Source organism: Staphylococcus succinus (genome assembly GCF_029024945.1).
Lineage (GTDB): Bacteria > Bacillota > Bacilli > Staphylococcales > Staphylococcaceae > Staphylococcus > Staphylococcus succinus.
The window spans coordinates 2,728,505-2,751,191 of the sequence record NZ_CP118976.1 but is presented as its reverse complement, the minus strand read 5'-3'; the positions used below and the strand labels follow the sequence as shown (position 1 = coordinate 2,751,191).

Below are 22,687 nucleotides of genomic sequence, written 5' to 3'. Positions count from 1 at the left end.
TGAGAGTTTTTTTGAATACAAAGGAGATTTGTATCCCAAAGTATAAAAGATAAATAAATTCGTATTGGTTATTGTGTAATAATACCAACTATGGTTAAATTAAGAAAACGCTTACATATTAACTAAGGGGGGAGTAATATGATTACGTTTATCGTAGCCATTATTTTACTAGTTGTAGGTTATTTTACTTATGGTAAGTATATCGATAAAATGTTTGGCACAAAATCAGATCGTCCAACACCAGCATATCATCAAAGAGATGATGTCGATTATCTACCAATGAAAACATCATCCAATTCAATGATTCAATTATTGAATATTGCAGGGGTTGGCCCTATTTTCGGTCCGATTATGGGGGCATTATATGGTCCGGTTGCATTTATATGGATTGTTGTGGGATGTATTTTTGCAGGGGCAGTTCACGATTATCTTACTGGTATGATTTCAATACGTAATAAAGGGGCACATTTACCTGAACTAGCTGGGAAATTTTTAGGTCAGTTTATGAAGCATTTTGTAAATATCTTTTCTATTTTATTATTACTTCTAACTGGCACAGTTTTTGTAACGAGCCCGGCACTATTGTTACATAATTTAGTTGATGGTCGTATTGCATTGGGAATTATCATTTTTGTGATTTTTGTATATTATATCTTATCTACAATTTTACCTATCGATAAAATTATTGGGAGAATTTATCCAATTTTTGGGGCATTACTTTTAATCAGTGCGGTCGGTATAGGTTTCCGTCTTATTCAAACTGGCGCACCGATACCTGAAATTAATTTAAAGAATATGCACCCTGATGGGGCACCGATATTCCCATTATTATTCTTTACAATTACATGTGGAGCATTATCAGGTTTTCATGCTACGCAAACACCGATTATTTCTAGAACGACAAATAAAGAGAAGAATGGTCGTTTTATCTTTTATGGCATGATGATTGCAGAAGGTATTATTGCTATGATTTGGGCAGCAGCAGGAATGAGTCTCTTTAATGGTTATAGTGGACTTAATGAAGTTTTAGCACGTGGAGAAGCGGCATTAGTTGTTAGCCAAGCATCGCACCTGTTATTAGGTTCAGTATTTGGTACTATGGCAGTTCTAGGTGTGATCGTACTACCAATTACAAGTGGAGACACTTCATTCCGAAGCGCTAGAATGATTATAGCGGATTATTTAAATTATGGACAACGCAGTATGGTAAAAAGGATTATTGCGGCAATCCCATTGTTTGTAATCAGCTTTGGTTTGACACAGGTTGATTTCACGGTATTGTGGAGATATTTTTCTTGGGCTAACCAAACTACTGCTGTTATTGCTTTATGGGTTGGAGCTATGTATCTCTTAATTGCTAAAAAGAATTTTTGGGTTGCAGCAGTGCCAGCCGTGTTTATGACTTGGAATATTTTCACGTATATACTGAGCCAAAAGATTGGATTAGGTTTAGATTTAAATTTAAGTTATGGTATAGCATTTATACTTACAATCTTATGGATAGGTTACTTTACTTATCAATATAAGAAAATGACAGCTGGCGTTAAATTTGAACTAGATCATCCCATTCAACAACAACAACCTATTTCATAATAAAGTAACAGGAGAGAACGCATGTAGTTGTATGTGTTCTCTTTTAATATGTCTAAAGGTGGTCTAAAAATATAATATAAGTTTTAAAGTAATTTTATATAAGCAGTACGTAATTATGTATAAAGTTTAAGCGTATGAATTTATATCCTATATGATGTTCTAATCGATGGTGAGAGACAACTAAATTTAGCTATGCAAATTATATGGTGTAAATGACGCAAGAAATACTCTCTAGAAGGTTTACTTGTTTCACGACAAACAATTACTCATTGAGAAACTGATAGAAACTACCTGGATACCCATCACTTATTAACATTAAGTTGATTGTTTGATGCAGTTATAGATGATGTTATTAACGTAAATATAGAAATAATGACAAATACAAATTAAAAATGCCATGCTCTATTTAAGTGATTAGAGCATGGCATAAGATTTATTTATGATTTAAAATCAATTGGCAGTGGTGCATGAGGAGAGACTAGATTGTGTTCACGCATTTCTTTCCAAAATGATGCTGGAATTTCGGTATTTAGAGCTTCATTATCTTCAGCGATACGACTCGGCTTACTAGCACCTGGTATCACAGCTGCAACTGCTGGGTTAGCTAACGAAAATTGTAACGCCGCAGCTTTAATACTAATATGATAGCTATCTGTAATAGATTTAATTTTTGCGACTCTATCAAGTATTTCGGGAGAAGCTTCTTGGTATTCAAAAGTTTTGCCGCCTACAAGTACACCGGAGCTATATGGACCACCTACAATGATATCCATGCCCTGTTGCTGCGCTGCTGGCATAACGTTTTGTAAAGCACGCTCATGATCTAACAATGTATAACGTCCGGCTAATAGTGAAACATCTGGCTTAGGTTCGTCTAAACCTAGCATTAGTTCAATAGCTTCAGTTCTATTAACACCAAGACCCCAGCCTTTAATGACCCCTTCATCACGTAAACGAGTTAACGCACGAAATGCGCCCGTACGTGCAATTTCAAATTGACCAATCCATTCATCTCCATATACGTCTTGTGCCAGATCATGGATAAAGACAAAATCAATATGATCAGTTTTTAAGCGTTTTAAACTGTCTTCAATAGATTGTAGTGTTGCATCTGCACTATAGTCATTAATTATTTTATTCTTACGACCATGTTTGAAAATCCCGCCTTTTTCCTCAATATTGCGGGAAGATGACTCATCTATTTCATTAGATACGATTCTTCCTACTTTTGTACTTAATATATATTCATCACGGTTCTTAGTAGACAACGCTTCACCAAGACGGCTCTCAGACAGCCCTGCTCCGTATATTGGTGCAGTGTCAAAATAACGTATCCCACTATCCCATGCTGTATTTACTGTTGCAATGGCCTCGTCTTCCGGAATATCACGATACATATTGCCTAATGGAGCACTACCAAAACCTAAATTACTTTGTAGTATTTTTTTCATTTAAATTTCCTCCTTGTAACTTATAAGTTCAAATAACTGAACAACGTAAACATTATAATAACCGTTGATATAATATTGCGCGGAGCGTATTTCTAAAAATAATACTTTCTCAATGCTAATTACCCTTATAAAGTTTATGCAATCAATTATGAAATATAACAGCTCAAAAAAAAAGTACGCACTTTAAAGTGCGTATACCAAAAATTGAAGATTAATTTAAAAATGAATAAGATATCATTTTTAAAACGCTAATGTGTAAAGGGTAAATTTATATATATAAATAAATTTTTTTACAAATGTATTACATTCAAATTTCTAACCAATTACAATTTCATTGTATATCATTATTTTGAGTATTAATTCGTGATTTTTTCAAAAATTATTGGTATGATGTTAAATCGTAAGTGATTAAGTAGAATAGTATTGTTTAAAGGAATAAGAATAAATATTGGTGCCGTATATTTATTAGGATATAGCCCAAGTATTGTAAGCATTGCAATTTTAGATAGCATGATTGAATTAAGATATGTATTTTATTCAAGCCAAACGTTAATTAAAATACAGTATTGTCTTATTCGAACTGGGACATTCTGTATGTATTAAAATAAAAGTTATTCCTTTAACACTTATTTGAATTTATGTATTCAAAGCACTGCTCATACTATATCAAACTTAATACCTTAAATCGAAAGTAGAGGTATAAAAATGATTAAAGCTAGACAAAGTAACACGGTAAATGATAAATATGAAGTGCAGTCTGTCGATAAACATTATTTAAAAAGATTAGAGAAGCAAAGCAGTCAAGTATTTTATTTTTGCATAGAGCAAAGCGAAATATTGTCTTTTGAGCATCTTACTACTTTTTTTAAAACATCGAAAGAGACAAAGGAAATTATTGGAGATGAAAATACAAGAGCAACACTTACAGATGCTGGAAATGGTTACTATCAAGTAACTTTTATATATTTTGAGAAATCACTCAGTGCACTTAAAGATGCAACAACACAATTAACACTTTTAGAAGAACAAGAAGCCCGCAATTACATGTTGGCACATTAATCAGTATCCTTCTTTCATAAATTATGAGAGGAGGATATTATCAATTATTTAGAAATCTATTAATAAAAGTTGATAAAATATGATATATATGTATTTAAATTGTATAATGTAAATACAAAGTATTAAAGGGGATGTATTTATGAAGAAGCAAGATCAACTCAATATTATTAAACAAAGCGATAGTGAATCTAGGGAAGAATTAGAGATACAAGAACTAAGAATTGCTGAATTAGAACAAAATCAACAAAAAATCAGTAAGCTATACACAATATTAATAGTATTATTAGCATCTTTGACTGTGCTAGGAATAATAATAAAATATAAGGCTTAAATGAAAAGCGAGGTTCAATTATTTTGAGCCTTGCTTATTTTTAAATATCAATATGGTGTGACAGCATACCAATTTATGTAGAAATTAAAATAAGCTAAGAGCATATAATGAGATAAATAAAAAAGACCTAGAACAAGTTCTAAGTCTTTTTTCATAGGATAAATACTTAAATAGTATCTTTTTGTTGATGATACATAGCTTCAGTAAATTGATCTAGTTCAGTTTTTGACATTTTAAGACGATCATTTGATGAACCGTAACCGATTTCCTTTTTATCATTGAGTAAGCCTTCAAAAATCTCATTTATAAAATCAGTAGGATCAGCACCAAAAGTATGGATGCCTTTGCCACCTAAATCTGTATTTACAGCAGGTGGAATGACTTCATAAACATTTGTCTGAGTCTCGGATAATTGGTGTCTTAAACTAGATGTAAATGCGTGTACAGCAGCTTTAGTTGCAGAGTATATCGGTGCAATAGCCATTGGAGCAAAAGCTAATCCTGAAGAAACATTGATGATACTTGAATCTGTGTTGTGATTTGCAAAATGCTGACTAAATAAAATGGATAATTGAACAGTCGCTTCAAAGTTAGATTGAATTTCAGTATTGAGATCAGACCAATGATTTTCAGCATTAGCAGTTAAAATATTGAAGCGGTTCTGTATACCAGCATTATTTACTAACATATTAATATCTGGATAATTTTTAATAACCCAATGGTATAAATTTAAGCGATCTTCAGTGCTACTGATGTCACACTGCATAGTGATGATTTCGGGAAATTGGGATTTGATGTTCTCTAATTTTTCTGTATTACGTCCACAGATAATGATTTTATTATTGTTTTCATAAAACTTTTTAGTGAATTGCAATCCTATACCTGAAGCACCGCCAGTAATAAGAATCGTATTATTTTTTATATTCATGAAACACACCCCTATTTTTGTAAGTGTGAAAATTATATTACGTTTACATATAAAATTCTAATAATAAACTCAAAATGTTTTCTTCATGCTTAAAAAAAAACACTACGAGGTATGCATTGATATATGAACAAGTATTACCTACATTTCCTAGGAAATAATCATGCTTATTTTTTAAAATTAATGGGATATGTGATATATTAGCAAAACAAAATGCAAACAGTCAGCGTAGTAAGGATTCTGATGCTCATGGAATGTCCTATAAATCAATTTAGAGATAAGATCATGGCATTGATTCAGTGGGTAAATTTAGTGATTAATTAAGCAGATAAATCGATACTTACATTTACAAAATATAGTGCAAGGGAGATTGGGAAAATGAAAGTGGCTTTAGTTACAGGAGCAAGTAGCGGCATAGGATACGAAACAGCAAAAGCCTTAGCTAAAAAAGATTATCATGTGTATGCAGCAGCAAGAAACATAGAAAGTATGAGCGCTTTGCGTGCATACAATGTGAAATTAATTAAACTGGATATTACAAATCATTCGTTAATTCAAAATGTGGTTAATCATATTATTGAAGTGGAAGGCCATATCGATATTTTAGTTAATAGCGCTGGTTATGGGTCATTTGGTGCTGTTGAAGATGTATCAATTGAAGAAGCCAAAAAACAATTTGAAGTTAACTTATTTGGCTTATCAGAGCTAACTAAAGCAATTATACCTTCAATGCGTGAACAAAATTTTGGTAAAATTATCAATATATCTTCTATAAGTGGACGCGTGCCAAGTTGTTTTGGCGTATGGTATCATGCCTCAAAGCATGCATTAGAAGGATACAGTGAAAGTTTGCGCTTAGAATTATCTGATTTTGGAATTGATGTCATTGTAATTGCGCCTGGTGGCATAAAAACAAATTGGGGCCCTATTGCAATTAATCATCTTCAAGCTTCTTCACGAGGTAGTGTTTATGAAGAACAGTCTCAAAATATGGCAAACTTAATGGATAAACAATTTAAATCTGACTTTTTACTTGCGCCATCTGCAGTGGCAAAGACGATTGTTAAATCGATAGAGCGACCTAAGGCAAAACCACGTTATATTGTGGGATTCTCAGCAAAAATAATTATATTGATGCATGCGATACTTCCTACAAAATTATTTAACCGTATTCAAAAAAAACAAGTAGAGCATTCACCACGTAATTAGCATAATGTTTAAATTTATCTCATCTATAAATAGATTTAAAGCATAGTACGTTTTTTCGTCTCAGATATTTATTACCCCAGCTTTATTTTGTTAAACACTATTTCTTTTGAAAAATAGTGGATAGTGATTTATTTTCTTATGGATATGAGTTGTGATTGTGACTATGATGATGAGATAAAATAAAATTGTCATCTACAAAACATACAATAGCGCGTTTTTAAAATAAAAAATTATGTAGTCTTAATGCCTTCCAAGTTAACCATCTTGGAAGGTTTTTCATGTTTGAACTTTAAAAATTTACACACCATCAAATAAATGGAAATATAATATATAAAAACTTAACAAAAGAAAATTTAATGATTTATCATTAATAAATCAAAAGATAACACAAACTAATTTCAGTTGTAAATTAAATTCTTTTAATGTAAGATTTTAAATAACAATTTTTTACAGAAAATTCAAATTTTTTAATTGTAGATTTAAATAAATAATATTTGGGATACGAGTCGTTGAGGAGCGAGGTTCTGAGTTTTAGGGGGGTGATTCAAACTTAGTAAGTAAACAGAACTGATGAAGATGAGTCATATTGAAAAAGAAAATTTATAAAAAGTCAGAAATGTATGCTACCTTGAATGTCGTTTTGAATTCACACATTCAAACAGAAAGCGAAAACCTATTTTAAACTATAAAAAGAAAGGTTGCATCGGATGAGTGAACCCTATCGTATAAATAAGATACAAGAAAATTGGAGCGTGGTGATTGCAATAATGTTTATTGCTTCAACGCTACGTGCGCCACTTACATCAGTAGGACCAGTTGTCAATGAGATTATAAAAGAATTAAAAATTAACGACAGCATTGCGGGTTCCTTAACAACAATTCCATTAATTATTTTTGCTATTATTTCACCCCTAGTTTCAAAGGTCACTTCATATTTAACTATTTCACGAACACTCTTATTATTAACCATTTTACTAGGTATTGCATTAATCGTGCGTGTAGCAGGTGATTTTAATATCTTTCTTATTGGCACCATACTTTTGGGTGTTGCGATTGCCTTCGGTAACGTACTTTTACCCAGTTATGTTAAATGGTATTTTCCTACGCAAATTGGTATAGCTACAGGTATGTATAGTGCAATGATGCACTTTACTGGTGGATTAGGCGGTGGGTTAAGTGTTCCATTATCTACACTAACACTGTTTAATTTCCGACTATCCCTATCGATATGGATTATATTAGCGGCTTTAGCAATGTTACTATGGCTACCTAAAATGAAAAAAAGTGTAAAACTCGAAAAATCTTCTTTGAGTGATGCGCGAATAAAGTCACATTGTAAAATAAAAGTATTCAATTCTAAACTGGCTTGGATGATTGCACTGACTATGGGCTTTCAATCTATGATGGTTTACTCGGTGGTGGCTTGGGTACCAGCCATATTAATTAATAGAGGTTTAGATCCAACTACTGCGGGTTATTTATTCATGATTAATCAGTTTGCTCAAGTACCTATGACATTTATCTTTCCAATCATTGCTGCTAGATTAAAAGAGCAACGTATTTTAGTGGTTATTATAACAGCTTTATTCTTAATTGGATTTAGTTTTTTGTTTGCACATAATCTTGTTTTATTAATTATTGGTATTATCATTGCAGGACTAGCAATGGGTGCTTGTTTTAGTTTATGTATGACATTTTTTTCTATTAGAGCACGGACAAGTGATGGCAGTATCTCTTTATCGGGTTTTGGTCAATCGGTAGGTTATTTAATAGGAGCCATTGGTCCTATATTTATGGGATTCTTATTTGATGCTACAGGTAATTGGAACGCAGGTATAATATTTTTATTGATTATGCCAATATGTTTCTTAATTTTTGGTTATGGTGCATCTAAGGATAAAGTAATCGAAGATGCATAGGTAACAATAGATGTTTAATTTAAAGCATTCTAATTTAAACCAAATTAATGTCAAAAAACCCTCTTCCTTTTTTAAGGGAGGGGGTTTGGTTTGTATTGGAATGAGCAAGGCTTATTTTTCAATTACTTTCAAATAATCGTCGCCCCAATCACAAATCGCATAGACGACTTTATCAAGACTTAGACCAATGTCAGTTAATATGTAATCCACTTTTGGTGGTACTACTGGATAAACGGTTCTTTCAATGATTTTATCTTGTTCCAATTCTCGAAGTTGTCTGATTAACATGCGCTGATTGATATCAGGAAGTTTATTTTGTAATTCACTTAATCTTAAACGATTACTTTGCAACAGATGGTAAATAATAGCGATTTTCCATCTTCCACCAATTACAGACAAAGCTAAATCTTTCGATGTATAAAATTCTTTATTATTATATTCAATTAACAAAGAGATGCCTCCATTTTATATAGTGACAACAATGTCAGTATTGTCATTAATTATAAATAATACCATAATGGGGTTACAAAAGATAGAGAGGGGAAATTTTAATGAAATTACAATTAGCAATCGATCTATTAGACCAAAAAGAGGCAGCAAAGCTGGCTCAAGAAGTAGAGGAATTTATTGATATCGTAGAAATTGGAACACCAATTGTTATAAATGAAGGGCTATCTGCCGTTGAACATATGAGTAAGTCAGTTAATAACACACAAGTATTAGCAGATTTAAAAATTATGGATGCTGCCGGATATGAAGTAAGCCAAGCTGTAAAATTCGGAGCTGATATCGTAACAATTCTTGGTGTTTCTGAAGATGCTTCAATTAAAAGTGCTATCGAAGAAGCGCACAACAGTGGTAAAGAATTGTTAGTTGATATGATCGCAGTTCAAAATTTAGAACAGCGCGCAGCTGAATTAGATAAAATGGGTACTGACTATATTGCAGTACATACTGGTTATGATTTACAAGCTGAAGGTGTATCACCTTTAGAAAGTTTACGTACTGTTAAATCAGTTATTTCAAATTCAAAAGTAGCTGTAGCAGGTGGAATCAAACCAGATACAATTGAAACAGTGGCAGCTGAACAACCAGATTTAATTATTGTTGGTGGCGGTATCGCAAACGCTGATGATCCAAAAGCTGCTGCTAAACAATGTCGTGATATCGTAGATGCAAATGCATAGTCATTTTCACTTAATATTAGATGAGATTAAACAAACATTAGCTAATATCAGTGAATCAGAAACAGATAAATTTTTGAAAGTGCTGATGGATGACTCAGCCATTTTTGTAGCGGGTAAAGGACGTTCAGGTCTAGTAATGAATAGCTTTGCCATGAGATTAAATCAATTAGGTAAACAAGCATATGTCATTGGTGAAACGACTACGCCATCTATCCAACCAAATGATGTATTTGTAATAGCATCAGGTTCGGGTTCTACAGCGCATTTAAAATTACTTGCTCAAACAGCCAAAGACAAGCAGGCATATGTTTTATTATTGTCAACAACACCAAAATCTCCAATTGCTACAATTGCAGATTTAACAATTGTATTGCCTGCTGGCACGAAATATGAGGTCAAAGGGTCTCAACAACCACTAGGAAGCTTGTTTGAACAAAGTAGTCAAATTTATTTAGATAGCATGGTACTAACGATGCAAGAAATAGTAAAAGTAAATGAAACTACAATGCAAGACAATCATGCTAATTTAGAATAATAGAGACATATTTATATTGCTTTACACATAAGTACAACCCACTACAATCAAATTATAGTGGGTTGTTTTTATATGTTTTAATAAAAGACGATACCTAAGAGCAATCCAATTAATACAATAGCCCATGATGGGCATTTAAAAAACATTAATAACACAAACAATGCAGTTGCTAATACAAAATCCAATTCTTTATTAATTGTTGACGTCCATATAGGATTATAGAATGCTGCAATTAAAATGCCGACTACGCCTGCACTAATCCCTTTTAAAAATCCATCAGCATATACATTAGATTTAATAGTGTCCCAAAACGGCAAAATACCAAATAATAAAAGAAATGCCGGTAAAAATATAGCAACGGTAGCTAATAAACCGCCTGAAATGCCTGTAATAGATGTCCCTATATAAGAGGCAAATGTAAATAATGGACCTGGAACAGCTTGTGCCGCAGCATAACCAGCAATGAAATGATCTGGAGATATAAGTGCTTGCGGTACAAATTCTTTTTCTAAAAGTGGTAAAACGACATGTCCTCCGCCAAATACTAAAGAACCAGAGCGATAAAAGCTATCAAACATTTTGATCCAAATATTGTTAGTCAGCGAACTGGCTATTGGTAACATAATTAAAAGTGTTATGAAAAGTGTGATAGAAATTACCCCAAGTCGTTTAGGTAAATGAAATAACTTTTCACGACGACCAGCAGGTTGAATAGAATTAGGCTTTAAGAATAGAAGGCCATAAATTCCTGTGATGACTAATGAAATAACTTGTATGAATATGTGATCAATTAATAAAGACATGAATAATACAAAAATAGCTAATGTAATTGTAGGTTTTGAGTTTGTTAATTTTTTACCCATGCCGAGAATAGCTTGAGCAACAATAGCTACAGCTACCAGTTTTAAACCTTGGAGCCAGCTAAAATCCGCCTCACTATTTGTAAAGATGAGTGAAAATAGCATGAGTATAATAATAGAAGGAAAAGTAAATCCAATAAATGATATAATTCCACCCATTACCCCGCCACGCACGGTTCCTATACCAATGCCAACTTGGCTACTTGCTGGACCAGGTAAAAATTGACATAAAGCTACTAAATCAGAGTACTCTTTTTCATCAAGCCATTGTCTTTTTTTGACGTACTCATCATAAAAGTAACCTAAGTGAGCTGTTGGGCCACCAAAAGACATTAAACCTAATTTTAAAGAAACCATAAAAATATGTAGATAATTAACCATTAATGCGCTCCTTATAATTTATTTATCATGGTGAGGATATTGTCATTGCTTTTGAAAAGTTGTCATTAAATTGTGAGCATTGATGAATTTGCCACACATGGATAGGGTACACTATTACAAAAGGTTAAAATTAAACGGTACACATTTAATATTCACTTTTTAAAATGCCAAAAATTAATGTATCTCTATAGCTACCATCTTTCAATAATGTATCTTGGCGTAATACAGCTTCATGTTCCATGCCTGCTTTTTGTAATACAATACGTGCAGCAATATTTTTTGAGTCCATAGCGCCCCATATTCTATTAAGTTTTAAGACTTTAAAACCATATTTTACGATTGTTGCTACCATATCTGTAGCAATGCCATGATTCCAATATTTAGGATGTACAATATAGCCAATTTCAGCACTATTATTCGCCTTATCGATTAAAAGCTGAAAAGTTCCAATCACTTTATCAGTATCAGGATTGACGATGACATTATAAATCCAGTGAGAATCCTTATCTAGAACCTTTTTGATAAATCCTTCCGTATCCTCATAACTTTGAACATCCCAGGTTTGGTACTGTGTAACTTCAGGAAGTGAATGTAATTCATTGATGTCGTTTATATCTGTATCTTTTAAATCTCTGGAATAAAAATCCATTATTATCTCTCCTATATATTAATTTTATTCATTTGTCCATTTAGACGATAGCGTATATAAATTATTGTCCATACCACACACTAAATATCATTATTTGAACACATTTTACGCTAGTAGTCTTGAGATATAACATATAATTGATAGAGTTATTTGATGATTCAAAAAACTTTATAGTTATATGTATTATTTAAACATTTATATGCCCTGTTGGATATAGGAAAAGTATAATCAATTGGGATGAAATAGATTTCTATATTTCAATAAAATCTGTTTTTCAGTTACTATAAAATTACTTCATTTAACAAAGCCTAGTGATTCATAAAGTGATTATTATTAATACCATTTGTAACATTATTAAAGTATTCTCATTAATGAACTAGAAAGATAATAATTATAAAAGAGGCGATATTTATGGATATCTCAATAGTAGAAACAACGGTATTCGCATTGACTAAAAATGGGGGTAACCCTTGTCCTGTTGTCTTAAATGCAGATGACTTATCAGCTCAGCAAATGAAGTCTATAGCAAAAGCACAGGGTGTTGAAATTGGTTTTATAACAGCGTCAGAACATGATGACTGTGATTTTCAATTTAGATATTTTGTGCCGAATAATGAAATGGAAATGTGCGTACATGCTACGATAGCGTGTGCGACGGTATTAGTTCAACAACATAAGGTTCATAAAAATAAATTGCTAATTGAAACTTTGGCTGGAAAGATTCTGTTAGTGATACATAAAAACAATGGCAGAATAATGGTAGAGGTAGAACAACTTTTACCTAAAATTGCGACAGTAAATCCAACAAAAGCTGAAGTAGCGAATGTATTAAATATTAATATTGAAGATATTGATGATTTTCCAATTAAAAGTATTTCAACTTCACGTTATAAAACGTTAGTGAAATTGAAGTCTAACGATGTATTACAAGCATTGTGCCCTGACTTTGAGAAACTTTGGAAACTCTGTGATCAATATCAATCGACAGGGTTCTATCCCTTTACTCAATCTACGCATAAGAAAAATACCTTTTCGGCAAGACAGTTTCCTAATAGCACGGGTTATAATGAAGACCCAGCGACAGGTGTTGCAGCTTCAGCGTTAGGTATATATTTAGAGTTATTTGATTTAGTTAATATACAAGGTGACAATATTTATATTACTCAAGGTGAAGCAATAAAACGACATAGTGAAATTATGGTCAAATCTAGGATTACGGAAAGTAATACACTACAAAATAGTGTATTAGGAGAAGCGGCTATACTTTAATTTAATGCATTTTAGAAAGCTAGACGCAAAATAAAAAAGCTACCATTCAGGCAGCTTTTTTATTTTTCTAATATTACTTAACAAAATCTTCTGCTGTAGTAACTTCAGCATACCCGAAGCCTAACGCACTTATAAATGAATAATGTACATCTTGTGCACTGATGATGTGATCGTTATATGTGAGTTCACTTGAAGCACATGCATCTTCAATTAATGTGACGCCATAACCTAAATCTGCTGCAGCTCTGACTGTAGCATCAATACACATATGTGTCATCATACCTACAACGACAACATGATCTATATTTTTCTCTTGCAATTTTTCTTGTAAGTCCGTGTTAACGAAGCTATTCGGTAACTGTTTATTAATGATTGTTTCACCATCAATAGGTTTCACTGCCTCGTGAATTTCGATGCCTTTAGTATTTGGAGCAAAGAAACCAAATGAGTCATCAGGAGCAATATGTTGAATATGGAAAATATTTTCACTATGATTTGATCTAAACCACGTTAAAACTTTTTTCGCGTTATTAGCTGCATTTTCAGGATTATTTAACGGATTTTTCCCATTTGGAAAATAATCTTCTTGAATATCTACAATAATTAAAGCTGTATTCATATTTATACACCCACCTTATAATTTATAGTACAGTTGTCATGTTAGAGTAAAAACAACCTATTATCAATATAGCCGTGAAACAACTTAGTGCTTAAAACTTTATTCATGAAAGGATATTAAAATGAAATTAGATAACATAGACATTCAAATTTTAAATCTTTTGACTGATAATGCACGAATGCAATGGAAAGATATCGGTGAAACGATTCACATGTCAGGACAAGCTGTAGGAAATCGGATTCGACGAATGGAAGAAGAAGGGATTATTAAATCCTATACATTAAACATCGATGAGGACAAATTGAATGATGGTATATTAGGCTTTTTAACTATGTATATGAATTCAGCACATCATGGGAATTTTATTGATTTCATAAATATGAGCCATGATATCTTAGAGGCACATAGAATCTCAGGTGAAGGATGCTATCATTTAAAATTCAGAGTGAAAACAAAAGTACAATTAAATGATTTATTACAGAAACTATTAACTTATGGTAATTATTCGCTCAATATTTCTGTGCACCAACTCAAAACCAATCATAAATTTATAGAGAATGATGGTTTAGACAATGCAAAATAGAACCTCAACATCATCGTTGAGGTTCTATTTTTTTCACCTAAGAAATAATTTCTACAATGATCATTCTAGGTGATTGTGTATATGTTATAAAAGGGAAAACGTTAATATTAATTAATAGTTAGAAGATATGAATCATATTATTTAGGCTTAATAGTTGAAATATGGGGAAGAATCTTTTATATTTAGGTTACAAAATAACTATTTTGTAACCTAAAGGAGGAGTTTGATGACACAGTTTAAATTACCTGAAAATGAATATTTAAAAGTCGGAAGCACTGAATTTGCATATAAAAAATTGGGAACAGAAGAAGGCATACCACTTGTTTTTATTATTCACTTTAGAGGAACGATGGAAAATTGGGATCCCTTAATGTTAGAAAATATTGCTAAAGAACGCCCAGTGATTTTGTTTGATAATGTTGGCGTAGGATATACAAATGGAGAAACGCCGAGCACTATTGATACGATGGCGGAAGATACGTATCAATTTATAAATGGTCTTGGATATCAACAAGTTGATATATTAGGATTTTCAATTGGAGGTATGGTTGCGCAATCGCTAGCCATTCATCATCCAGATTTAGTAAGAAAGTTAATATTATCAGGTACTGGTCCTGCTGGTGGAATTGGCCCATCACATCCTAAAATGGAGGAAATGATGTATAAAGCAGAGGGATCTGAAGAAGATGCGATTGAAACGTTTTTATTTCTTTTTTATCCAGAAACAGAAAAAGGACGTGAATTGGGTAAACAATCACTAAATAGAATTTTTTCTCAAAAAACCAAGGACAGTACGTTACAAGTAAGAGATGCGCAGTTAGCGGCAATTGCCCAATGGACAAATGAGAAGTTTGATCAAGCTAAAATACAACTGCATAATATAGAAAATCCTACGTTAGTGATTAACGGAGACAATGATATTATGGTTCCTACTGAAAATAGTTTTATGTTAAGTCAAAATATACCAGATGCGCAGTTAATTATATATCCTAATGCAGGGCACGGACATCTATTTCAACATCCTGTAAGGTTTGCGAGTCATGTAAATACATTTTTAAATGAATAATAAAATAAGCGATGATTATTAATCATCGCTTATTTTCTCCTAGATGACACCATGTTTTTTAAATATTGGAACGACAAACATCTAAAATGCTTAAAATTGCCTTCCATCTTATATAAATGGTCTATTTTATTGTTTCTAATGATAATATTCATTAAGCCCAAGCACTTGTTTATTTTTTAAAGGCTCATAAATTGCTGGATGAGTAATTTGGTAATGGTGAAGTGATTTTAGAAAGAGATGAGATACTTCGAACGTTCGAGTTTTTTGAATGCGTAAATGAACAGTATCAGTGATGAAACAGTGAGTTATTTTATAGTAACGCATATTATTAAAATATAGAGAGGTGTGTCTAAATGAAAGCTGTACAAATTGAAAAATACAATAAAAATTTAGAAGTAAAGGTTAGAGACATAGAGGTTCCAGAAATTAAGTCTAATGAAGTATTAGTGAAAGTTGCTTATGCAGCTATTAATCCTTTAGAAAAGTTGATTATAACTGGAAGTGTAAAATTAATACAAGATTATAAAATGCCTGTAACTTTGGGAAATGAATTGACAGGTGTTGTTACTAAACTTGGTAGTGAAGTAAAAGATTATAATCTAGGAGATGAAATCTATAGTCGACTACCAATTTATAAGATAGGTGCATTTGCAGAATATGTTGCAGTGGATGCCGATGCAATTTCTAAATTACCAAACAATTTAAGTCTTAAAACAGGAGCAGCAGCGCCATTAACAGGTTTAACAGCATATCAAGCAATTACAGAAGAATTACAGGCTGAATCTGGAAAGACGTTATTTATTCCAGGTGGATCGGGTAGTTTTGGTCAAATGGCTGTTCCAATAGCGAAAAATTTAGGCTTAAAAGTAATTGTTTCTGGTAGTCCAAGGTTAAGAGAACAATTTATCGCAAAAGGTGTAGATCAATATATAGATTATAAGAGTGAAAATTATTGGGACACTTTATCGAATGTGGATTATGTGATTGATACCCTAGGTGCTAAGGAATTTGATAAAGAATTATCCGTAATGAAACCAGGAGGAACAATAGTAAGTTTAATTAATGCGCCCAATAAGCATTTTGCTGAAAAAAATGATTTCTCAATGTTTAAGAAGACGTTATTTACAATTGCAGGTAAAAAATTTGATAAAAAAGCCAAACAAAAATCTATAGATTATCGCTTCATTTTTGTACGTTCTGATGGTGAACAACTGAAAGAACTAAGTAAAATTATCGAAAGCGACCACATCATCCCAGATGTAGATGATCAAGTATTTACAATAAATGAAATCAATCAAGCGTTAGACTACACATTTAATCATCATACAAATGGTAAAGTTTTATTAAAAATTGATGAGACACAAGGAGATATCTAATGATGAAACCATTAACATATCAAAATGTGCCTAATGAATTTGTAACGTCTAAAAAAAATACGCAATTCGCCTACAGAATTTTAGGACAAGATAATAATAAAACACTACTATTACTGACACATCTAGCTGCGACGATGGATAATTGGGATCCGAAACTTATTAATACTTTAAGTGAAAAATATAGAGTGATTGTATTTGACAACAAAGGCGTCGGATTATCTAAAGGAAAAGTTCCTAATACGATAGAAGAAATGGCAGAAGGTGTTTTAGAATTTATAGATGCAATGCAATTGAATGCCATTAATGTTCTAGGACTTTCTATGGGTGGAATGGTTGCTCAAGAGCTAGTGAAAATTGCTTCTGAAAAGATAGATAAGCTCATTTTAGTAGGGACAGGACCAAGAGGTGGAGAAGGTATAGAAAAAATCATTCCAATTTCTAATAAATTAACCTTCAAAGCGATACTTCACGCTAAAGATCCTAAGTATTATTTATTTTTCAACCAAGATGATGTTGGAAAAACTAAAGCAACTGAATATCTTAAAAGGTTAAAAGAAAGAAAAATAAACAGAGATAAAAAAATAACGTTACCTGCATACATCAAACAATTAAAGGCCATAAAAAAATGGGGTAATGCGAATAGAGAGGCTTTAACTTATATTGACATGCCTACGCTCATTGTCAACGGAGACAATGATAAGATGGTGCCTACTCAAAATAGCTTTGTGTTGGCAGATGAAATTTCATATTCCGAGATAAAGATATATCAAAATGCTGGACACGGTTCTTTATTCCAAGAGCCAATAGATTTTTGTAAAAGTGTAAATGAATTTATAGGAGAGTGATGGTTTGTCTGTTTTATTTCAAGAAAAAACATTGCCTAACGGTAATACTATTAAGAATAGGTTTTTTAAATCAGCAATGAGTGAGACGTTAGCTTCTAAAACAGGTGTTCCAACGCCTACATTGATTAATTTGTATAAAAAATGGGCACAGGGTGGCGCAGGTATTTTAGTAACTGGTAATGTGATGGTGGATAGTAATCATATTGGTGAACCTGGCAATGTGGTTTTAGAAAGTGCATCACATTTAGAAAAATTTAAAGCATGGGCACGAGCTGGGAAAGTAAATGATACTGAAATTTGGATGCAATTGAATCATCCAGGAAAGCAGTCACCTAAATCTTTGACTAAACAACCTGTTTCACCAAGTGGTGTAGCAATGAAAGGGTCAATCGCAAAAGGATTTAACCAGTCAAGAGCATTACATGAAGTGGAAATTAAAGCTATAGTTCAGCAATTTGTAACAAGCGCTGTCCTTGCTAAAGAAGCAGGGTTTACTGGTGTTCAAATACATGCAGCACATGGATACTTAGTAAATCAATTTCTATCACCTATCGAAAACCAACGAACGGATAAGTATGGCGGTTCCATCCAAAATAGAATGAGAGTATTAGTTGAAATTTATGAAGGAATAAGAACTCAATTAGGTGAAGAGTTTAATATAGGCTTAAAACTTAATTCTGAAGACTTTAAAGTTGGAGGATTTTCAAAAGAAGATTTTGTTGACGTTGCTAAAAAGCTAAATGAGTTAAAGATAGACTTGATAGAGATATCTGGTGGTAACTATGAAGATCCTAAAATGGCTGGGAGTGACAAAGAAGCAGTACCTTATTTTATTAGTTATGCATCCTTATTAAAAAAAGAAGTGAGCACGCCGATTGTCGTAACCGGTGGATTTCGCTCTGTAGTATCTATGGAAGATGCTATTACTCAAAATAATACTGATTTCATAGGAATGGCACGACCATTTGTTGTAAGCCCTAATATTGTTAATTATATATATAAAAACACTTTTTCAGATATTAAGCTCCCTAGATTAACGACAGGTATTAAAGCTATGGATAAAACACTAGGTCCAGTTCTTGCTAATAGCTACTATAACCAACAAATGAAAAGAATAGGCAATAATAAGAGTGTAGTCATAAAGGAAAATGCATGGTATCCGTTACTATCAAGTTTAAGTAAACATGGAAAAGTCGCAGTAACGCGTCTTAGAGAGTAATAATACGCCATTTAATAAACAATAAAAATCACCTTAGTCTCTATTATAGAGTAAGGTGATTTTTATGTTGTGCTTTAATTTTTTCAATGACTTGAAATAATGTCTGTGTTTCTAGGTCACGTTCAAGCTGAGATTCTGCATGTGAAACAATAGGATCAAGTACACTATTGATCGGACCGCCGACTGGACAATCAGGGTTAGAATTTTGATGTGTATGCAAAAGTTTTGGAGGTTTAACAGCTTGGTAAATATCAAGCAAGGTCATCTCATCATTTGGCTTTCCTAAAGAATAACTAAAACTACCTTGGTGACGGATGAGAAGCGCATCATCTTTTAATAATGCAATCACCTTTCTAATATAACTCGCATTTGTGTTAACACTCTGGGCAATCGTTTCAGAAGTTATGTTGTTTTTAGCTTCTGAAAACATAATTAATATGTGCACCGCCACTGAAAATTTTGTGTCCATAAATTTGCTACCTACCTCTCTATACTAATTAAATTTATGCTTTTTCCTCACAATATTTAATTAGTAACGTTTCATTCAGACTATTATAACCTTTTTTGCTCACTCTTTTTATTTTTTTATTGTCAAAATATTCTCCAGATACATGATTCACATTAGGTGATAGCGCTAAGTAATAGCCTGTCTCAATGCCTTCATCTAAATTTTTAGAAAAAGGTTTCATTATTCCTGATAACATCATACTTTTTAAATTTTTCTTTATATCATTATTATTAAGATTTGTTGAAATTAAACCAGGATGATAACTATTAATTGTTACTTTAGAGTTGTTTTGACGCAATGCTTTATTTTGGTAACGTGTTAACCAAATCGTATAAAGTTTCGAGTTATTATAGGCTTTACCTGCAGAATAGTCATGTTTTAACCCAAAGTCAAGATTAGAAGCCTTTGCAAAATGATGCATATAAGAGGATGTATGAATCACGCGCCCTTGGTCTGCGTTTTCAAGTAACGGCATCAATGCGTTTGTGAGAATGAAAGGGACTTGTACTGATAACATAAAAGTCATTTCAACGTCATCTTCTGTGGCTACACGTTCACTACCAAAATAAGCACCTGCATTATTAATTAATACATCAATTTTATCGAAATCATTCTTAATGTTTTGTGCAAATTGATAAACGTCTTCTTTTTTTGCAAAATCTGCTTGATATGCATGGATATCATCATTGCCTGACTGAGTTTGAATATCTTTAATTGCTTGTTTTAATTTTAAATGATTACGGCCATGGATAATCATTTTATGACCTTCACCTGCTAATTTTGTTGCTAAATGCTTACCGATACCATCTGTTGATCCTGTTATAATAATTGTTTTTGAAGTTGTCATTTTATACTCCTTTTTATTCTGCTATATTTGTATTTGTATCTGATTCAAATACAAATATAGCAGATACATTAATATTGTCAAGTTAAAGCTCATGAAATGGTAGCAAAGTTATTTAAAATATTAAGGGAACAAAGAAAAAGAGTAGGGTTTTTATTCAACTTACTGTAATCGGGGTGTTATGATTTAATTAGGTAAATAAAAAGCGTAATATACGTACTAGAATATGATTGAATGAGGTAAACAAGTTAATTAAGGGGACTGATAAAATGAATTCGCTAGCCAAAATAACTGCACATGGTTCATATGTACCAGAAAAAATTATGAATAATCAAGATTTTGAAAAAATTGTAGAGACTTCAGATGAATGGATACAACAAAGAACTGGTATTGAAGAAAGAAGAATTGCAAATGAAGATGAGTATACAAGTGATATCAGTTATAAAGCCGTTCTTGATTTACAAGAAAAGTATCAAGTAGATATAAATGATGTAGATATGATTATCAATGCCACGTTAACACCAGATTATAAAACGCCAAGTGTTGCATCATACGTACAAGCTAAATTAGGTTTGAAAAATGCAGGAGCCCTTGATATTAATGCTGCTTGTGCTGGATTTACATATGGTCTGAATATAGCGAATGGACTGATTACTTCTGGACAAAATAAGAAAGTATTAGTTATAGGCGCAGAAACATTATCAAAAATTACTGATTACACCGATCGAGGTACTTGTATCTTATTTGGGGATGGTGCAGGTGCATTTTTAGTAGAGTATAGTGAAGATGAGACTAGCTTTATAGCCAGTAGTGCTGGGTCAGATGGCGATAAAGGGCATAACTTATATAGCTCGGAATTATCGGAAACAATGTTTGGTGAGGATTTAGAAAATCCGGGTTATATTGTTCAAAATGGTCGAGGCGTATACAAATGGGCTGTTGGAAATGTACCAAAAATTATTGAAGCAACTTTAAATAAAGCTAACTATAAAAAAGAAGATTTATCTTGGTTTGCGCCTCATAGTGCCAATGCTAGAATGATTGAATCTATATGTGATAGATCAGGTATAAAAAGAGACAAAGCATTGATGAGTCTTAAATATTACGGGAATACGTCTTCTGCAACTATTCCACTATCTATAGATTTAGCAGTAAAAGAACAGAAACTTAAAAAAGGTGATTTAATTTTAATGGTAGGATTTGGGGGAGGCTTGGCCTATGCTTCCACTTTAATTAGATGGGCTATATAAAAGGTGAAACATATTTAAAACAAGGCTAAATGAGATGGAATTTGATATTAAAGCCAAATAAGAAAAGCGAGTACAATATTTTGTACTCGCTTTTCTTATATATATAAATTACTTATAGAATATAAAGCTACATTACCATATAATAATAATTTCTCATTTTTATATGTATCATATATTATGCCATCACGTGAGGAAGCTTGGTATGCTACTATATTATCTTTTTTTAATTTATCTGACCAATATGGAATAATATGACAATGCCCTGATCCACAAACGGGGTCTTCTTTTACATTTAATTTTGGTGCAAAGCTTCTTGAAACACAATCTACCTTTGACCCTTTTGCTGTTACTTGCAAAAGTAATTAATGATAAGGGATTAATATTAATAGAAGACGATATTTTTTCTTTCATCGCTCCAGATAACTACCCCGCAATATCAAAATATGCTACACAAAAATATGTATATAGCTAGCTTATCTAAGATTTTAAATACAGGCTTACGTGTTTGCTTTTTAGCATGTTCTCCTAAATTTGCCAAAAGTATAAATAATACAATTTTAAACAGTAATATTAAAACGTCTTCATTAAATGTAGAGATATCTATAGAAATGATAATAAATTTAAAAATAAATAAGGTTCTTGAAGAAAGATTAAATATTATAAAAACAAGAAACAAAATTTTTGAGAAATATTTTCAGGAAGATAACCAAAATACAAATCAACACTCTTTTTATAAGTGGGTAGAAATCCCCCACAACATTGAGAATTTTGAAGAAATAGCAAATAGACATGGAGTTAAGGTATATGAATATTCTAGGTTCAGTTTAATGAATTTGGAGAATCCAAAATATATTAGAATTTCATTAATTACTTAAGAAAATATAGAAAAGGTGGAAAAAGGATTATTCATATTAAAAACTATTATCTCTAATTCTAGAATCTAAAATTCAATAGAAAGATTTGAAGATACATTAAATTAGAAAAGTAATACATGTGCAATTGAACTTTG

24 protein-coding genes are annotated in these 22,687 nt (G+C 32.1%); 15 read left to right on the top strand and 9 right to left on the bottom strand.

Annotated features, from left to right (window positions below):
- The first annotated feature begins 138 nt into the window (after positions 1-138).
- Complete coding sequence (locus PYW31_RS13235; RefSeq protein ID WP_046836052.1) at positions 139-1,593, top strand: carbon starvation CstA family protein; 1,455 nt, start codon at positions 139-141, stop codon at positions 1,591-1,593.
- 437 nt (positions 1,594-2,030) lie between these two features.
- On the opposite strand, the gene PYW31_RS13230 is transcribed toward PYW31_RS13235, so the two are convergent.
- Complete coding sequence (locus PYW31_RS13230; protein WP_046836051.1) at positions 2,031-3,044, bottom strand: aldo/keto reductase; 1,014 nt, start codon at positions 3,042-3,044, stop codon at positions 2,031-2,033.
- Between the two features lie 705 nt (positions 3,045-3,749).
- On the opposite strand from PYW31_RS13230, the gene PYW31_RS13225 reads away from it, so the two are divergent.
- Together PYW31_RS13225 and PYW31_RS13220 are read left to right on the top strand one after the other, a co-directional pair.
- Positions 3,750-4,103, top strand: coding sequence for a hypothetical protein (locus PYW31_RS13225; protein WP_046836050.1), 354 nt, complete (start codon positions 3,750-3,752; stop codon positions 4,101-4,103).
- A gap of 139 nt (positions 4,104-4,242) precedes the next feature.
- A complete protein-coding gene (locus PYW31_RS13220; RefSeq protein ID WP_046836049.1) occupies positions 4,243-4,434 on the top strand; it encodes a hypothetical protein in 192 nt (63 codons plus the stop codon).
- A 166-nt stretch (positions 4,435-4,600) separates the two neighbouring features.
- Here the strand turns inward: PYW31_RS13220 and PYW31_RS13215 are convergent, their stop codons facing one another.
- Entirely contained in the window at positions 4,601-5,362 is a 762-nt protein-coding gene (locus PYW31_RS13215) for an SDR family oxidoreductase (RefSeq protein ID WP_046836048.1), read from the bottom strand.
- A gap of 375 nt (positions 5,363-5,737) precedes the next feature.
- On the opposite strand from PYW31_RS13215, the gene PYW31_RS13210 reads away from it, so the two are divergent.
- Together PYW31_RS13210 and PYW31_RS13205 are read left to right on the top strand one after the other, a co-directional pair.
- Entirely contained in the window at positions 5,738-6,568 is an 831-nt protein-coding gene (locus PYW31_RS13210) for an oxidoreductase (RefSeq protein WP_046836047.1), read from the top strand.
- A 707-nt stretch (positions 6,569-7,275) separates the two neighbouring features.
- Positions 7,276-8,487 carry a CynX/NimT family MFS transporter gene (locus PYW31_RS13205; protein WP_046836046.1) on the top strand — a complete coding sequence of 404 codons (1,212 nt, stop codon included), beginning with the start codon at positions 7,276-7,278 and terminating at the stop codon, positions 8,485-8,487.
- 111 nt (positions 8,488-8,598) lie between these two features.
- Here the strand turns inward: PYW31_RS13205 and PYW31_RS13200 are convergent, their stop codons facing one another.
- A complete protein-coding gene (locus tag PYW31_RS13200; protein ID WP_046836045.1) occupies positions 8,599-8,937 on the bottom strand; it encodes a winged helix-turn-helix transcriptional regulator in 339 nt (112 codons plus the stop codon).
- A 101-nt stretch (positions 8,938-9,038) separates the two neighbouring features.
- Here PYW31_RS13200 and hxlA point away from each other — a divergent pair, with 101 nt between their 5' ends.
- Together hxlA and hxlB are read left to right on the top strand one after the other, a co-directional pair.
- Complete coding sequence (hxlA, locus tag PYW31_RS13195; RefSeq protein ID WP_046836044.1) at positions 9,039-9,674, top strand: 3-hexulose-6-phosphate synthase; 636 nt, start codon at positions 9,039-9,041, stop codon at positions 9,672-9,674.
- On the top strand, positions 9,661-10,209 hold the full coding sequence (gene hxlB, locus PYW31_RS13190; RefSeq protein WP_046836043.1) for a 6-phospho-3-hexuloisomerase: 549 nt from the start codon (positions 9,661-9,663) through the stop codon (positions 10,207-10,209). Before hxlA ends, hxlB begins: the two co-directional genes overlap by 14 nt.
- 77 nt (positions 10,210-10,286) lie before the next feature.
- Here hxlB and chrA read toward each other — a convergent pair whose 3' ends face one another.
- Together chrA and PYW31_RS13180 are read right to left on the bottom strand one after the other, a co-directional pair.
- The gene (gene chrA / locus PYW31_RS13185; RefSeq protein WP_046836042.1) at positions 10,287-11,450 is read right to left on the bottom strand and encodes a chromate efflux transporter; all 1,164 of its coding nucleotides are present in this window, start codon (positions 11,448-11,450) and stop codon (positions 10,287-10,289) included.
- A 145-nt stretch (positions 11,451-11,595) separates the two neighbouring features.
- Positions 11,596-12,099 carry a GNAT family N-acetyltransferase gene (locus tag PYW31_RS13180; protein WP_046836041.1) on the bottom strand — a complete coding sequence of 168 codons (504 nt, stop codon included), beginning with the start codon at positions 12,097-12,099 and terminating at the stop codon, positions 11,596-11,598.
- 411 nt (positions 12,100-12,510) lie between these two features.
- On the opposite strand from PYW31_RS13180, the gene PYW31_RS13175 reads away from it, so the two are divergent.
- Positions 12,511-13,368 (top strand): PhzF family phenazine biosynthesis protein, encoded by an 858-nt coding sequence (locus tag PYW31_RS13175; RefSeq protein ID WP_235602254.1) that lies wholly within the window; start codon positions 12,511-12,513, stop codon positions 13,366-13,368.
- A gap of 73 nt (positions 13,369-13,441) precedes the next feature.
- Here the strand turns inward: PYW31_RS13175 and PYW31_RS13170 are convergent, their stop codons facing one another.
- Entirely contained in the window at positions 13,442-13,987 is a 546-nt protein-coding gene (locus tag PYW31_RS13170; protein WP_046836040.1) for a cysteine hydrolase family protein, read from the bottom strand.
- A 121-nt stretch (positions 13,988-14,108) separates the two neighbouring features.
- On the opposite strand from PYW31_RS13170, the gene PYW31_RS13165 reads away from it, so the two are divergent.
- The 5 genes from PYW31_RS13165 to PYW31_RS13145 all read left to right on the top strand — a co-directional run bounded on the left by PYW31_RS13165 (position 14,109) and on the right by PYW31_RS13145 (position 19,076).
- Complete coding sequence (locus PYW31_RS13165) at positions 14,109-14,570, top strand: Lrp/AsnC family transcriptional regulator (protein WP_046836039.1); 462 nt, start codon at positions 14,109-14,111, stop codon at positions 14,568-14,570.
- 226 nt (positions 14,571-14,796) lie between these two features.
- Positions 14,797-15,636 carry an alpha/beta fold hydrolase gene (locus PYW31_RS13160; RefSeq protein WP_046836038.1) on the top strand — a complete coding sequence of 280 codons (840 nt, stop codon included), beginning with the start codon at positions 14,797-14,799 and terminating at the stop codon, positions 15,634-15,636.
- Positions 15,637-15,989: 353 nt separating this feature from the next.
- A complete protein-coding gene (locus tag PYW31_RS13155; RefSeq protein WP_046836037.1) occupies positions 15,990-17,012 on the top strand; it encodes an NADP-dependent oxidoreductase in 1,023 nt (340 codons plus the stop codon).
- On the top strand, positions 17,012-17,857 hold the full coding sequence (locus PYW31_RS13150; RefSeq protein ID WP_201035629.1) for an alpha/beta fold hydrolase: 846 nt from the start codon (positions 17,012-17,014) through the stop codon (positions 17,855-17,857). Before PYW31_RS13155 ends, PYW31_RS13150 begins: the two co-directional genes overlap by 1 nt.
- Before the next feature lie 4 nt (positions 17,858-17,861).
- A complete protein-coding gene (locus tag PYW31_RS13145) occupies positions 17,862-19,076 on the top strand; it encodes an NADH:flavin oxidoreductase/NADH oxidase family protein (protein WP_046836036.1) in 1,215 nt (404 codons plus the stop codon).
- A gap of 43 nt (positions 19,077-19,119) precedes the next feature.
- Here PYW31_RS13145 and PYW31_RS13140 read toward each other — a convergent pair whose 3' ends face one another.
- Positions 19,120-19,545, bottom strand: a complete 426-nt coding sequence (locus PYW31_RS13140; protein ID WP_046836035.1) for an Rrf2 family transcriptional regulator — start codon at positions 19,543-19,545, stop codon at positions 19,120-19,122.
- A 34-nt stretch (positions 19,546-19,579) separates the two neighbouring features.
- Complete coding sequence (locus tag PYW31_RS13135; RefSeq protein WP_046836034.1) at positions 19,580-20,431, bottom strand: SDR family NAD(P)-dependent oxidoreductase; 852 nt, start codon at positions 20,429-20,431, stop codon at positions 19,580-19,582.
- Between the two features lie 266 nt (positions 20,432-20,697).
- Between PYW31_RS13135 and PYW31_RS13130 the strand changes: the two genes are divergently transcribed.
- A complete protein-coding gene (locus PYW31_RS13130) occupies positions 20,698-21,678 on the top strand; it encodes a ketoacyl-ACP synthase III (protein WP_046836033.1) in 981 nt (326 codons plus the stop codon).
- 95 nt (positions 21,679-21,773) lie between these two features.
- Here the strand turns inward: PYW31_RS13130 and PYW31_RS13125 are convergent, their stop codons facing one another.
- A complete protein-coding gene (locus PYW31_RS13125; RefSeq protein WP_082104696.1) occupies positions 21,774-22,034 on the bottom strand; it encodes a PhzF family phenazine biosynthesis protein in 261 nt (86 codons plus the stop codon).
- A gap of 87 nt (positions 22,035-22,121) precedes the next feature.
- Here PYW31_RS13125 and PYW31_RS13120 point away from each other — a divergent pair, with 87 nt between their 5' ends.
- Positions 22,122-22,553 carry an aminotransferase class I/II-fold pyridoxal phosphate-dependent enzyme gene (locus tag PYW31_RS13120; RefSeq protein ID WP_153019305.1) on the top strand — a complete coding sequence of 144 codons (432 nt, stop codon included), beginning with the start codon at positions 22,122-22,124 and terminating at the stop codon, positions 22,551-22,553.
- Positions 22,554-22,687: the final 134 nt, after the last annotated feature.